Below are 13977 nucleotides of genomic sequence, written 5' to 3' on the forward strand. Positions count from 1 at the left end.
AGCCTCGCCGACGCCTCGTGGACCTGTCAACCGGCCGTCTCGGTCCCCGGGACGCGTCCCGGTTGCGAACTCCGTCACACTCCTGGAAGGTCCCGGGCCCCGTACGAGCGTCCGCTCTCCTCGCTGCCCGTCCACCGCGGACCCCGTGGACCCCTTTTCCCACCAGGGGTGCGGGCCCCGCGGCCCGCTCCCGCGTACGCCGGTGGATCACCTCGTGCGATCGCACTACCTGCGCACTCCCGCAGGTTCCCCAATTCGGACCAGTGGTCGATCTCGCCTACACTCGGGAACGTGCCACGTGGTGACGGTCGACTCAATCACGATCTGCTCCCCGGCGAGAAAGGCCCCCAGGACGCGTGTGGCGTCTTCGGTGTCTGGGCTCCGGGTGAAGAGGTCGCAAAGCTCACGTACTTCGGGCTCTACGCCCTCCAGCATCGGGGTCAGGAATCCGCGGGAATCGCGGTCAGCAACGGCTCCCAGATCCTCGTCTTCAAGGACATGGGCCTCGTGTCCCAGGTCTTCGACGAGACCTCTCTCGGTTCCCTCCAAGGTCATATCGCGGTCGGTCACGCCCGCTACTCGACCACCGGGGCATCCGTGTGGGAGAACGCGCAGCCGACGTTCCGGGCGACCGCCCACGGCTCCATCGCGCTCGGCCACAACGGCAACCTGGTGAACACGGCGCGACTCGCCGAGATGGTCGCCGACCTTCCCAAGAAGGACGGGCGCTCCACCCAGGTCGCCGCCACCAACGACACCGACCTCGTCACCGCGCTGCTCGCGGGCCAGGTCGACGAGGACGGCAAGCCGCTCACCATCGAGCAGGCCGCCGCGAAGATCCTCCCCGAGGTCCGGGGCGCCTTCTCCCTCGTCTTCATGGACGAGCACACGCTCTACGCGGCCCGTGACCCGCAGGGCATCCGCCCGCTGGTCCTCGGCCGTCTGGAGCGCGGCTGGGTGGTCGCGTCCGAGTCCGCCGCCCTCGACATCTGCGGCGCCAGCTTCGTCCGCGAGGTCGAGCCGGGCGAGATGATCGCGATCGACGAGAACGGCATCCGCACCTCTCGATTCGCGGAAGCGAAGCCCAAGGGCTGTGTCTTCGAGTACGTGTATCTGGCGCGTCCCGACACCGACATCGCCGGCCGGAACGTCTACCTCTCCCGCGTGGAGATGGGCCGCCGCCTCGCCAAGGAGGCGCCGGTCGAGGCCGACCTGGTCATAGCGACGCCGGAGTCCGGCACCCCGGCCGCGATCGGCTACGCGGAGGCCTCCGGCATCCCGTTCGGCGCCGGCCTGGTCAAGAACGCCTACGTCGGCCGGACCTTCATCCAGCCCTCGCAGACCATCCGCCAGCTCGGTATCCGGCTGAAGCTGAACCCCCTGAAGGAAGTCATCAAGGGGAAGAAGCTCGTGGTCGTGGACGACTCGATCGTCCGCGGCAACACCCAGCGGGCCCTCGTCCGGATGCTGCGCGAGGCGGGCGCCGCCGAGGTCCACATCCGGATCTCCTCCCCGCCGGTGAAGTGGCCGTGCTTCTTCGGCATCGACTTCGCCACCCGCGCGGAGCTGATCGCCAACGGCATGTCGGTCGAGGAGATCGGCAAGTCGCTGGGCGCGGACTCGCTCTCGTACATCTCCATCGACGGGATGATCGAGGCGACCACCATCGCCAAGCCGAACCTCTGCCGGGCCTGCTTCGACGGCGAGTACCCGATGGAGCTGCCGGACCCGGAGCTGCTCGGCAAGCAGCTCCTCGAGACCGAGCTGGCGGCGGGACCCGCTGCCACCGCGGCCGCCGACGCCCTGCGTCGCCCGTAAGACTCCGCTGCAACCCGCAGTACGACACGAAAGCTCTCATCACCATGACTGAGACCACCGGTGCCGCGGGCGGCGCCAGCTACGCCGCCGCGGGCGTCGACATCGAGGCGGGCGACCGCGCCGTCGAGCTCATGAAGGAGTGGGTGAAGAAGACGCAGCGCCCCGAGGTCCTCGGCGGCCTCGGCGGCTTCGCCGGCCTCTTCGACGCCTCCGCCCTCAAGCGCTTCGAGCGGCCGCTGCTCGCCTCCGCGACCGACGGTGTCGGCACGAAGGTCGACATCGCCCGCCAGATGGGCGTGTACGACACGATCGGCCACGACCTGGTCGCGATGGTCATGGACGACATCGTCGTCTGCGGCGCCGAGCCGCTCTTCATGACCGACTACATCTGCGTCGGCAAGGTGCACCCCGAGCGGGTCGCCGCCATCGTGAAGGGCATCGCCGAGGGCTGCGTCCTGGCCGGCTGCGCGCTGGTCGGCGGCGAGACCGCGGAGCACCCGGGCCTGCTCGGCCCGGACGACTTCGACGTCGCCGGGGCGGGCACGGGTGTCGTGGAGTACGACCGGCTGCTCGGCCCGGATCGCATCCGTACGGGTGACGCGGTCATCGCGATGGCCTCGTCCGGTCTTCACTCCAACGGGTACTCGCTCGTCCGTCACGTGGTCTTCGACCGCGCCGGCATGACCCTCGACCAGCGGGTCGAGGAGCTGGGCCGGACGCTGGGCGAGGAGCTCCTGGAGCCGACAAAGATCTACTCGCTGGACTGCCTGGCGCTCACCCGGACCACCGACGTGCACGCCTTCAGCCACATCACGGGCGGCGGCCTGGCCGCCAACCTGGCACGGGTGATCCCGGACGGGCTGCACGCCACGGTCGACCGTTCGACCTGGACCCCGGGCGCGATCTTCGACCTGGTCGGCAAGGCCGGACAGGTCGAGCGCCTGGAGCTGGAGAAGACCCTGAACATGGGCGTCGGCATGATGGCCGTGGTGCCCGCCGACTCCGTCGACGTGGCCCTGGCCACGCTCGCGGACCGCGGCGTGGAGTCCTGGGTCGCCGGCGAGATCACCGAGCGCGGCGACCACGCCACCGGCGCGGAGCTGGTCGGCGACTACGCGAACTGACGCGCGGCGGGTCGTCCCGGGACACCGGGGCGGCCCGCCCCGTCCTCGCAGGCCTCGCGGTCTTCGCACGTCAGGGCGTCGCACGTCGGGACGTCGAACGCCCGGACCCGGAGCGCACAGAAACCCGGTCCGGGAGATCCCGGACCGGGTTCGGTGTAGATCAGTGCGAGGTCAAGCGCGACGCTGGGACGCCGCAGGACCGGACTCGTCGTCCTCGTCCTCGTCGTCCTCGTTGTAGAGATCCGCGTACTGCGCGTACGGGTCGTCTTCCTCGTCGTCGTCCTCGAACGGCTCGCCATTCGGCGGCTGGTTCGAAGTCGATGCGCCCAGCTCGTTGGCCAGACGCGACAGGTCAGTCCCGCCGCTGCTGTACTTCAGCTGGCGGGCGACCTTCGTCTGCTTGGCCTTTGCCCGGCCGCGCCCCATGGCTCGACCCCCTCGGTGACGGGGCTCGACGGCCCCAGAGTCTTGACACGCGTTCATGATTCGGAACGGACTCTCGACAGAGAGACCGGCCCGTAGGGCTTCAACGGTACCTGCTTCCGTGGCCATACGGTACGCCGCCCGCATCACATGCCCTGGTGCAGAACCTACGAGGAGCCCCGTCCTCGCTGGTCAATCGCGATTTTAACCTCTTCTCGAGGGCCGACCCGCCGACCGGCGTGAGTCATCTCTCGCTCTGGACGAACGTCCAAACGAATCCGGCGGGCCGGCCCTGTCAAGGCTCAGCCGCGGCGTGCCTCGGCCATCCGCTGCTCGGCGATCCGGTCGGCCGCGGCGGCCGGCGGAACGCCATCGGACTTCGCACGTGCGAAGATCTCGAGGGTGGTGTCGAAGATCTTCGTCGCCTTCGCCTTGCAGCGGTCGAAGTCGAAGCCGTGCAGCTCGTCGGCCACCTGGATCACGCCACCGGCGTTGACCACGTAGTCCGGCGCGTAGAGGATCCCGCGGTCCGCGAGGTCCTTCTCGACGCCCGGGTGGGCGAGCTGGTTGTTGGCCGCGCCGCAGACCACCTTGGCGGTCAGCACGGGCACGGTGTCGTCGTTCAGGGCGCCACCCAGCGCACACGGCGCATACACGTCCAGGCCCTCGACACGGATCAGCGCGTCGGTGTCGGCGACGACGGTGACCTGCGGGTGCTTGTCGGTGATCCGGCGGATCGACTCCTCGCGGACGTCCGTGACGACGACCTCGGCGCCGTCCGACAGGAGGTGCTCGACGAGGTAGTGGCCGACCTTGCCGACACCCGCGACGCCGACCTTGCGGCCGCGCAGCGTCGGGTCGCCCCAGACGGCCTGCGCGGAGGCCCGCATGCCCTGGAAGACGCCGAAGGCGGTGAGCACCGAGGAGTCGCCGGCGCCGCCGTTCTCGGGGGAGCGGCCGGTGGTCCAGCGGTTCTCGCGGGCGACGACGTCCATGTCGGCCACGTAGGTGCCGACGTCGCAGGCCGTCACGTACCGGCCGCCGAGGGAGGCAACGAACCGGCCGTAGGCCAGCAGCAGCTCCTCCGACTTGATCTTCTCCGGGTCGCCGATGATCACGGCCTTGCCGCCGCCGTGCTCCAGGCCGGCCATGGCGTTCTTGTACGACATCCCGCGCGAGAGGTTCAGCGCGTCGGCGACGGCCTCGGCCTCGGAGGCGTACGGGTAGAAGCGGGTGCCGCCGAGGGCCGGGCCCAGAGCGGTGGAGTGGATGGCGATGACGGCCTTCAGGCCGGAGGCGCGGTCCTGGCACAGCACGACTTGTTCGTGGCCTCCCTGCTCCGAGTGGAACAGGGTGTGCAGGACGCCGTCGGTCACATCGGTCACGGTGGTGACTCCCAAGTACGAAGCGGCGGTGATGAGGCCCCTCCAAGGGGTGGGGAGGGACCGGTTGGGCAAGAGGGTAAGTCCTACGGGTGCGTAGATCCGCCGCAGTGCTCAGGATCACCCCCTCCAGGAGTACCCGCGTGGAAGGATTTGCGACATGTCGGTCGTCTCCTCCGTGCGCGTCCCGTACGCCTCCTACCTGCGTGTGTACGAGCCGCTGGCGGCCTTCCCCGAGCCGGAGCGGGGGCACTGGGCGCAGTACGCGCGGCGGGCCGAGACCCCCACGGCGCAGGACGAACTCCGGCGCTCGCTCGCGGACTTGGCGCCGACGCCGCCCGTCCCTGTGCCGGTGCACGAGAGCGGCGACGCCTTCGTCGCGTCCGTGGACGGGGTGGTCTGCGTGTGCCCGTGGCGGACCCGGCTGCGGGGCTGGCTGGCGATGACGGAGCTGGTGGAGTCGCTGCCGGCGCCGCTGCTCGACGTGATGCTCCCGCCGGTGGTGCGGGAACAGGCGGTGGCGGACTTCGAGGCGTGGCGGGAGCGGAACCCGGACGCCCGGCCGTGGATCCGGACCTCCGTCTGGGAGGTGCCGGTGCGCTGGTTCGTGCTCTTCGCCGACGAGGAGCGCGAGTACGTCCCCGCGGAAGCGGAGGCGGCCCCGGTGCTGCGGTACCGGACGCCGATGGTGCAGGCGCGGCGACGCCTTGCCCGGGCGCTGCGGACGCTCCGGGAGACGATCGACGAGGGGCCGCTGACGGAGGGTCTGGTGGACGTCGGCCGCTGGCTCGAGGAGTTCCACCCGCGCTCGCTGGTGGAGCTGGACTACGGCGGCCTGGTGCACGCGCTGCCGGGGGCGCTGCTGGAGGCGGACCGGTCGGCGGCGGACGTGGCCGAGGGGATCGCGGCGCTGCGCGACGGGGACGGCGAGGCGGCGGGCGAGGCGTACGGGCGGCTGATGGAGCGCTGGCGGGCGGTCCGGGACCGGCAGTTCGCGAACTGACGGCGGCGCCGGGGGAGTGCCGTACGTCACTCGTTAGCGAACTGTTGATCGAGGAACCGTCGACAAGCGGTGCGTGCGTCCTGTAAATGATCTTTAAGGACTCCAGGCCCTTGGGGTACGTGTGTGCGGGACGTAGGTCCCGATCCGGGCCTTTGGCTCAAGCGTGACGGACAGCACTTAGTGCACCCTTGCGCCCATCGCCCACCCTCGTGCCAAAATAGGACAAGGAGTCCGGGGAGGGTTCCTTCCGCCCAAGTATGGGTGGAATCTTCAGCATTGCACGCTATGGGGGGTCTAGTGGCTCCTGATCGCTCTGTGACTGATCGTCACTGTGACGTGACTGTCCGTTATGGCATGGTCCATCGGCTTCCGCCGCTGATGGACACCTGAGAGGGCAATTCCATCGGTTTGGCCGACGTGGCTGGACAGATGGTGTAGTTGTAGTGCCGAGGACAAGCCGTTCGTCCTATAACCGACTCGGCTCGCGTCCGCCATTTCGGGCAACGCGGGTCAAGGTGCAGAATTTAGAGGAAAGAACCGAGATGGTTCGGTTCTCCCGAGGAGGCCGCTCATGACCGCTCGCACCCCTGATGCCGAGCCGCTGCTGACCCCCGCCGAGGTTGCCACGATGTTCCGCGTGGACCCGAAGACGGTGACCCGTTGGGCGAAGGCGGGCAAGCTCACGTCCATCCGGACGCTGGGTGGGCACCGCCGCTACCGCGAGGCAGAGGTCCGCGCACTGCTGGCGGGTATCCCGCAGCAGCGCAGCGAGGCCTGACACACCTGCAACACCCCGTAACACCGGGCATTTCCGGGTCCCCCAATCCGGCTCGCCCACCCCAAGCTCTGCCGACGGGTGCCTGCCCCAACAGGCTCTGCGTCAACGATCGCGCTGGACTCCGCCGGGTCCAGCGCGATCTTTTTGTTGGCCGGCGAGAGTGGTGCAATTGCACATATTAAATGGGCCCGCTGTAGGGAGGGTGTAAGTGAAGCGGTTCCTGAAACTGCTTCAGTGATGCGCGTCACACTGGTGGAGCCCCTCTCGGAACAAGCTTTCCACCGGAGGGGCGGCGCCCAACACGCCTTTGGTCACGTGTCGGCGGGACTTTCGGCCCCGCCCTCGACCTCGTCCTCGGTCCCGCTCTCGGTCCCGTCCGCGGCCGGCGGGGGTGCGGGAGGCTCGGAGGGCTTCGGAACCTCCGGAAGCTCCATGGCGAGGCGCAGGAGGCGATGGCAGACCGGACAGGTGCGTGTGACGTGCCCGTACCGGGACGCGGCCGCCAGATGCGCGCGCAGCAGCGCGCCGGTCTCGTGCCTCGCCGTCGCCGCAGCCGCCATGCGCCACCTCCGCTGTGGGCCCCGCGTCCCTGCATCCGGGGTACCGGCGGCCGATGACCCCGTCAAGACGCCCGGGCATACGACGAAGGCCCGCACCTTCCGGTGCGGGCCTTCGGCCGTTCACTGCGATCCTGACGGGACTTGCTGTGTCGATTCGCGGCTCCGCCGCGTGGCGCGACCTCGGTGCACGGCGAAGGCCCGCACCTTCTGGTACGGGCCTTCGTTTCTGCGATCCTGACGGGACTTGAACCCGCGACCTCCACCTTGACAGGGTGGCGAGCTAACCAACTGCTCCACAGGACCTCGCTGCGATTCAGACTGTACAGCAGGTCAGGGGGTCTGGTCGAACTCACCGACGGCGAGGTCCCGCTCACGGGGTCACCGGGCCCCTACGGTGCCGCCGCGTCGATCGCCTTCACGATCCGCTTGTCCGAGACCGGGTACGCCGTACCCAGCGCGTGCGCGAAGTAGCTCACCCGCAGCTCCTCGATCATCCAGCGGATGTCGGTGACCTCGGTCGGCACCGGGCGGCCCTTCGGGAGCTGTTCGAGCAGCCAGGCGTACTCGTCGAGCATCTCGTGGACCTTCTCCATGCGGGTGGTGTCCCGCTGCGCGCCCGTCGGCATCTGCTGGAGGCGGCGGTCGGCCGCGACCAGATAGCGCATCAGGTCCGGCAGCCGCCGCAGGCCCGTGCGGGTGACGAAGCCGGCCGGCACGAGCCAGGCGAGCTGGTTCCGGACGTCCGTCACGTTGTTGATCAGGGCCAGGCTGTTCGTCGCCTTCAGGCGGCGCTCACAGGCCTGCCAGGCGGCAAGGATCTGCTGCACCTGTCCGACCGTGCGGATGGTCAGCTCGACGAGGTCCGCGCGGACCTTGTCGAACAGCTTCCGGAACGACTCCTCGTCCCAAGCCGGACCTCCGTGATCCGCGATCAGCCGGTCCGCCGCCGCCGTCGCACAGTCCTCGAACAGCGCCTGGACGTTGCCGTGCGGGTTCCGGGAGAGCGCCAGCTTCTGCTGGTTGGTGAGCTTGTCCGAGGCGAACTTCGCGGGGTTCACCGGGATGTTCAGCATGATCAGCTTCCGGGTGCCCTGCCACATCGCCGCCGCCTGCTCGGCCTCCGTGTCGAAGAGCCGTACGGAGACGGTCTCGCCCGCGTCCACGAGCGCCGGGTACGCCTTGACCGGCTGGCCGGCCCGACGGGTCTCGAAGACCTTCGTCAGCGTGCCGATCGTCCAGTCGGTGAGCCCCGTGCGCTCCAGGGACTGCCCGGAGCCGCTCGGGCCGGCCGTGGCCGCCGCGGCGGCCTTGGAGAGCGCCTGGCGGGCCTTGGGGCGCAGCTTCAGCTTCAGCGCCTCCAGGTCCTTGTCCTCGGCGAGCTTGCGGCGTCGCTCGTCGACGATCCGGAAGGTGATCTTGAGGTGCTCGGGGACCTTCGCCCAGTCGAAGTCCTCGGGCGTGACCGGCACCCCGACCATCCGCTGCAGCTCGCGGGCCAGCGCCGTCGCCAGCGGCTCCTGCACGGGCACGACGGTGTCCAGGAAGCGGCCCGCGAAGTTCGGCGCCGGGACGTAGTTGCGGCGGATCGGCTTCGGCAGCGAGCGGATCAGCTCGGTCACGACCTCCGGGCGCAGGCCCGGGATCTGCCACTCGAAGCCCTCGTCGGTGACCTGGTTGAGCACCTGGAGCGGGATGTGGACGGTCACGCCGTCCGCGTCCGCGCCCGGCTCGAACTGGTACGTCACCCGGAACTTCAGCTGCCCCTGGCGCCACGAGTCCGGATAGTCGGCCTTGGTGACCGCCCCGGCCTTCTCGTTGATGAGCATCTCGCGCTCGAAGTCGAGGAACTCGGGTTCCTCGTGGCGCTTGTGCTTCCACCAGGAGTCGAAGTGCGCGCCCGACACGACGTGTTCGGGCACCCGCTTGTCGTAGAAGTCGAAGAGCGTCTCGTCGTCGACGAGGATGTCCCGGCGGCGGGCCCGGTGCTCCAACTCCTCGACCTCGGTGAGGAGTTTGCGGTTGTCGGCGAAGAACTTGTGGTGCGTGCGCCAGTCGCCCTCGACGAGCGCGTTGCGGATGAACAGGTCGCGGGAGACCTCGGGGTCGATCCGGCCGTAGTTCACCTTGCGGTCGGTGACGATCGGGACGCCGTACAGCGTCACCTTCTCGATCGCCATGACCGCCGCCTGGTCCTTCTCCCAGTGCGGCTCGCTGTACGTCTTCTTCACGAGGTGCTGCGCGAGCGGCTCGATCCACTCCGGCTCGACCTTGGCGTTGACCCGGGCCCACAGGCGCGAGGTCTCCACCAGCTCGGCGGACATGACGAACCGCGGCGGCTTCTTGAACAGCGCCGAGCCGGGGAAGATCGCGAACTTGGCGTTGCGCGCGCCCAGGTACTCGTTCTTGGCACCCTCCTTCACGTCCTTCATGCCGACGTGCGAAAGGAGGCCGGCGAGGAGCGAGGTGTGGACGGACAGCTCCGGCGCGTCCTCCTCGTTGACGTGGATGCCCATCTGCTTGGCGACCGTCCGCAGCTGGGCGTAGATGTCCTGCCACTCGCGGATCCGCAGGAAGTTCAGGTACTCCTGCTTGCACATCCGGCGGAAGGAGGACGAGCCGCGCTCCTTCTGCTGCTCGCGGACGTAGCGCCAGAGGTTGAGGAAGGCGAGGAAGTCGCTCGTCTCGTCCTTGAAGCGGGCGTGCTGCTGGTCGGCCTGCGCCTGCTTCTCGGCCGGCCGCTCGCGCGGGTCCTGGATGGACAGCGCGGCGGCGATCACCATGACCTCGCGCACGCAGCCGTTCTTGTCCGCCTCCAGGACCATGCGGGCGAGGCGCGGGTCGACGGGGAGCTGGGCGAGCTTCCGGCCCTGCTGGGTGAGCCGCTGCCCCCGCTTCCCCTCTCGGGGGGACTTCTCCGCCAGGTCCAGAGCCCCGAGCTCCTGGAGGAGCTGCACGCCGTCGCGGATGTTGCGGTGGTCCGGCGGGTCGATGAAGGGGAACTTCTCGATGTCGCCGAGGCCGGCCGCGGTCATCTGGAGGATGACGGACGCCAGGTTCGTACGGAGGATCTCCGCGTCCGTGAACTCCGGCCGGGAGACGAAGTCGTCCTCCGAGTAGAGGCGGATGCAGATGCCGTCCGACGTACGGCCGCAGCGGCCCTTGCGCTGGTTGGCGCTGGCCTGGCTGACCGGCTCGATCGGCAGTCGCTGGACCTTGGTGCGGTGCGAGTACCGGGAGATCCGGGCGGTGCCCGGGTCGATCACGTACTTGATGCCGGGGACGGTGAGGGACGTCTCGGCGACGTTGGTCGCGAGGACGATCCGGCGGCCGGTGTGCGCCTGGAAGACGCGATGCTGCTCGGCGTGCGAGAGGCGCGCGTAGAGAGGGAGGACCTCGGTGTTCCGCAGCTTCTTCTTGATCAGCGCGTCCGCGGTGTCGCGGATCTCCCGCTCGCCGGAGAGGAAGACCAGGATGTCGCCGGCGCCCTCGCCCTGGAGCTCGTCCACGGCGTCGCAGATCGCGGTGATCTGGTCCCGGTCCGCTTCTTCGGAGTCCTCCTCCAGGAGGGGGCGGTACCGAACCTCGACGGGGTACGTACGGCCGCTGACCTCGACGATCGGCGCGTCGCCGAAGTGGCGGGAGAAGCGCTCGGGGTCGATGGTCGCGGAGGTGATCACGACCTTGAGGTCGGGGCGCTTCGGGAGCAGCTGGGCCAGATAGCCGAGCAGGAAGTCGATGTTGAGGGACCGCTCGTGGGCCTCATCGATGATGATCGTGTCGTAGGCGCGCAGCTCGCGGTCCGTCTGGATCTCGGCGAGCAGGATGCCGTCCGTCATCAGCTTGACGAAGGTCGCGTCCGGGTTGACCTGGTCGGTGAACCGGACCTTCCAGCCGACCGCCTCGCCGAGCGGGGTCCGCAGCTCTTCCGCGACGCGTTCGGCGACCGTGCGGGCGGCGATCCGGCGGGGCTGCGTGTGGCCGATCATGCCCCGTACGCCGCGGCCCAGCTCCAGGCAGATCTTGGGGATCTGGGTCGTCTTTCCGGAGCCCGTCTCACCGGCGACGATCACGACCTGGTGGTCGCGTATCGCCTCCAGGATCTCGTCCTTCTTCTGGGAGACGGGCAGCTGCTCGGGGTACGTGACCGTGGGCACGCGGGTGGCGCGCCCGTCGACGCGCTCCTTGGCCTTGCCGGCCTCGGCGGCGATCTCGTCCAGCACGGCCTCGCGGGCCTCGGGCTTGCGGATGCGGCGGGCGCCTTCGAGACGGCGGCCGAGCCGGTGGGCGTCCCGCAGCGAGACCTCGGCCAGAACGGTCTGGAGGGCGGCGAAGGAAGTAGACATACGGAACCCAGGATCGCACCTGCGGCCGAGAACCGGCGAACCGATTTACGAGGGGTGGGTCACGGGCCTGCGTAATATTTCGGACACCCGAACAGGAAGGCTCCCCATGTCCCGCACCGCCGCCCGCGCGCTGGCGGCGTTCGCCGCGCTGGCCGCCGTGGTGCTGGGGCTCCTGGTCACCGGAGCGGCCCCGGGCGACGCGCCCGTGGCCGTCGTCGCCGGTGCGACGGCGGATGCCGGGGAGCCCGGCTGCGGGCCGGGACATCCGGTCGGCGAGGGGGCCGCGGGCCCCGTCGTACCGCCGCGCGCCCACGGCTTCGGGGAGCTGCTGACGTCGCTCGCGGCCGGCCGGCCGGTCTGCGGGTACGGAGCGGCGGACGCGCTCGTGCGGGACCTCGCACCGGGGCCCGAGCCGCCGGAGCTCGTGCCGCCGTCCCCGCCGGAGCTGTCCGTCCTGAGGGTCTAGACGGGCGGCCCTCCTCGCCGCCGTCCGTTCTCTTCTCCCTGTTCAGGAGCGTCTTCCGCATGTCCAGGTCCAAGTCGATCACCACCGTCGCCGGGGTGGCCGTGGCCGCCGCCGTGCTCGGCCTCGTCTCGTACACCGCCACCAGGCCCGACCCCCGCGGCTCCGGCGCCGGCACGTCCGCCGCCGCCGAGCCGACCGTCGGCGTCTTCCCCGAGCTGGAGTCGTACGCCCGCCGCGACGCCTCCGACGGGCTCGCGCTCGGACGCGCCGACGCGCCCGTCGTGCTCATCGAGTACGCGGACTTCAAGTGCGGGTACTGCGGGCAGTTCGCCCGGGGCACGGAGCAGCTCCTGGTGGCGATGTACGTCGAGCAGGGCATCCTGCGCATCGAGTGGCGGAACTTCCCGATCTTCGGCGAGGAGTCTGAGGCCGCGGCCCGCGCCTCGTGGGCGGCGGGGCAGCAGGGGCGGTTCTGGGAGTTCCACCGGGCGGCGTACGCCGAGGGCACGAAGGAGAAGGGCTTCGGCAAGGAGCGGCTCGCGGCGCTCGCGCAGCAGGCCGGGGTCCCTGACCTGGCGAAGTTCGCCGCGGACACGGAGAGCGCGGCGGCCCGCGAGGCCGTCGCCGCGGACCAGGAGCAGGGGTACTCGCTGGGGGCGACGTCCACCCCGTCCTTCCTGGTGAACGGCCGCCCCATCGCCGGCGCGCAGCCCCTCGACACGTTCACCGAGGCCATCGAGGCGGCGGCGCGGGCCGCCAAGGCGAAGGGCACGAAGGCCGCCGGACCGTCGGCGTCCGGGACCCCGGCGCCGTCCCCGACCGGGTCGGCGGCGCGATGACCGGCGACATCGGCTATCTGGCCGCCCTCCTGGGCGGCCTGCTCGCGCTGCTCAGCCCGTGCAGCGCGCTGCTCCTCCCGGCGTTCTTCGCGTACTCGATCGACTCGCCGGGCCGGCTGCTCGCCCGCACCGGGATCTTCTACGCGGGCCTCGCCACGACCCTCGTGCCGCTGGGCGCGGCCGGCTCCTTCGCCGGCCGGCTGTTCTACGGCCACCGGGACCTGCTGGTGACCGCCGGCGGCTGGCTGATCATCGGGCTCGGCCTGCTGCAGATCCTCGGCCTGGGCTTCGCGTCGCGTCGGATCGCCGAGGTCAGCGGCCGGATCCGGCCGACCACGGCACTCTCGGTGTACGCCCTGGGGCTGGTGTACGGCCTCGCCGGCTTCTGCGCGGGCCCGATCCTCGGCAGCGTCCTGACGGTGGCGGCGCTGAGCGGCAGCCCGGCGTACGGCGGGCTCCTTCTCGCGGTGTACGCCCTGGGGATGGCCGTTCCGCTGTTCGTGCTGGCACTGCTGTGGGAGCGGTACGACCTGGGGCGGCGGCGCTGGCTGCGCGGCCGGCCGATCCGGCTGGGCCGCTTCGAACTGCACTCGACCTCGCTGCTGTCCGGGCTGTTCTTCGTGGTGCTCGGCACGCTCTTCCTGGTCTTCGACGGCACGACGGCCCTGCCCGGGCTGCTGTCGGTGGACGACTCGTTCGCCGTGGAGCAGCGGGTGGCGGCGGTGGGCCGTACGGTCCCGGACTGGGCGCTGCTGGTGGGGCTGGTCGCAGTGGTGGCGACGGGGTTCGCGGTGCGGAGCCTGCGGGCGGGCCGGATGGACGGCGCGGGCCGGGCGGGCGGCGCGGGTCGGGCGGGCCGGATGGACGGCGCGGGTCGGCGGGAGCGCGAGGAGGCATGAAGAAGGCCCCCGTCCTGAGGACGGGGGCCTTCGTTTGTGGCTGGGGCCGGGGTCGAACCGGCGACCTATCGCTTTTCAGGCGATCGCTCGTACCAACTGAGCTACCCAGCCACGAGACTGTTTCCAGCCTCAGCGACTCTGACGGGACTTGAACCCGCGACCTCCACCTTGACAGGGTGGCGAGCTAACCAACTGCTCCACAGAGCCTTGCTTGTGTGCGAGAACCAGTCTCGCACACGGTTGTGCGTGCCCCCAACGGGATTCGAACCCGTGCTACCGCCTTGAAAGGGCGGCGTCCTGGGCCACTAGACGATGAGGGCTAAGGGCCCGCCTGAGCACTTC

At 70.2% G+C, this 13977-nt stretch carries 11 protein-coding genes and 4 tRNA genes; 7 read left to right on the forward strand and 8 right to left on the reverse strand.

From position 1 onward, the window contains the following. Positions 1-291 precede the first annotated feature (291 nt). On the forward strand, positions 292-1818 hold the full coding sequence (gene purF, locus R2D22_RS19475; RefSeq protein WP_318105249.1) for an amidophosphoribosyltransferase: 1527 nt from the start codon (positions 292-294) through the stop codon (positions 1816-1818). 44 nt (positions 1819-1862) lie between these two features. After that, a complete protein-coding gene (purM, locus tag R2D22_RS19480) occupies positions 1863-2942 on the forward strand; it encodes a phosphoribosylformylglycinamidine cyclo-ligase (RefSeq protein ID WP_318105250.1) in 1080 nt (359 codons plus the stop codon). 171 nt (positions 2943-3113) lie between these two features. On the opposite strand, the gene R2D22_RS19485 is transcribed toward purM, so the two are convergent. Next, positions 3114-3368 carry a DUF3073 domain-containing protein gene (locus tag R2D22_RS19485; protein WP_318105252.1) on the reverse strand — a complete coding sequence of 85 codons (255 nt, stop codon included), beginning with the start codon at positions 3366-3368 and terminating at the stop codon, positions 3114-3116. A 299-nt stretch (positions 3369-3667) separates the two neighbouring features. Then, the gene (locus tag R2D22_RS19490) at positions 3668-4750 is read right to left on the reverse strand and encodes a Leu/Phe/Val dehydrogenase (protein ID WP_318105254.1); all 1083 of its coding nucleotides are present in this window, start codon (positions 4748-4750) and stop codon (positions 3668-3670) included. A gap of 157 nt (positions 4751-4907) precedes the next feature. Between R2D22_RS19490 and R2D22_RS19495 the strand changes: the two genes are divergently transcribed. Beyond that, positions 4908-5750, forward strand: coding sequence for a DUF8083 family protein (locus R2D22_RS19495; RefSeq protein WP_318105256.1), 843 nt, complete (start codon positions 4908-4910; stop codon positions 5748-5750). Between the two features lie 571 nt (positions 5751-6321). Next, the gene (bldC, locus tag R2D22_RS19500; protein WP_003949541.1) at positions 6322-6528 is read left to right on the forward strand and encodes a developmental transcriptional regulator BldC; all 207 of its coding nucleotides are present in this window, start codon (positions 6322-6324) and stop codon (positions 6526-6528) included. Positions 6529-6839: 311 nt separating this feature from the next. Here bldC and R2D22_RS19505 read toward each other — a convergent pair whose 3' ends face one another. From R2D22_RS19505 to hrpA, 3 genes are all read right to left on the reverse strand, one after another. Then, complete coding sequence (locus R2D22_RS19505; protein WP_318105258.1) at positions 6840-7088, reverse strand: DUF6274 family protein; 249 nt, start codon at positions 7086-7088, stop codon at positions 6840-6842. Between the two features lie 229 nt (positions 7089-7317). After that, a tRNA-Asp gene (locus R2D22_RS19510) sits at positions 7318-7391 on the reverse strand. Between the two features lie 86 nt (positions 7392-7477). After that, positions 7478-11431, reverse strand: coding sequence for an ATP-dependent RNA helicase HrpA (gene hrpA / locus R2D22_RS19515; protein WP_318105260.1), 3954 nt, complete (start codon positions 11429-11431; stop codon positions 7478-7480). A 106-nt stretch (positions 11432-11537) separates the two neighbouring features. Here hrpA and R2D22_RS19520 point away from each other — a divergent pair, with 106 nt between their 5' ends. From R2D22_RS19520 to R2D22_RS19530, 3 genes are read left to right on the forward strand one after another with little or no spacing between them, the layout of a single operon-like run. Next, on the forward strand, positions 11538-11897 hold the full coding sequence (locus tag R2D22_RS19520; RefSeq protein WP_318105261.1) for a hypothetical protein: 360 nt from the start codon (positions 11538-11540) through the stop codon (positions 11895-11897). Between the two features lie 59 nt (positions 11898-11956). Beyond that, entirely contained in the window at positions 11957-12736 is a 780-nt protein-coding gene (locus tag R2D22_RS19525) for a DsbA family protein (protein ID WP_318105263.1), read from the forward strand. Further along, entirely contained in the window at positions 12733-13635 is a 903-nt protein-coding gene (locus tag R2D22_RS19530; RefSeq protein WP_318105264.1) for a cytochrome c biogenesis CcdA family protein, read from the forward strand. Before R2D22_RS19525 ends, R2D22_RS19530 begins: the two co-directional genes overlap by 4 nt. A 37-nt stretch (positions 13636-13672) precedes the next feature. Here the strand turns inward: R2D22_RS19530 and R2D22_RS19535 are convergent. The 3 genes from R2D22_RS19535 to R2D22_RS19545 form a co-directional block, all read right to left on the reverse strand. Further along, positions 13673-13746: transfer RNA gene (locus tag R2D22_RS19535), tRNA-Phe, on the reverse strand. A 22-nt stretch (positions 13747-13768) separates the two neighbouring features. Then, positions 13769-13842 (reverse strand) — tRNA-Asp (locus tag R2D22_RS19540). A 40-nt stretch (positions 13843-13882) separates the two neighbouring features. After that, positions 13883-13955, reverse strand: a tRNA-Glu gene (locus tag R2D22_RS19545). Between the last annotated feature and the right edge of the window lie 22 nt (positions 13956-13977).

The sequence above is a fragment of the Streptomyces sp. HUAS YS2 genome (genome assembly GCF_033343995.1).
GTDB lineage: Bacteria > Actinomycetota > Actinomycetes > Streptomycetales > Streptomycetaceae > Streptomyces > Streptomyces solicathayae.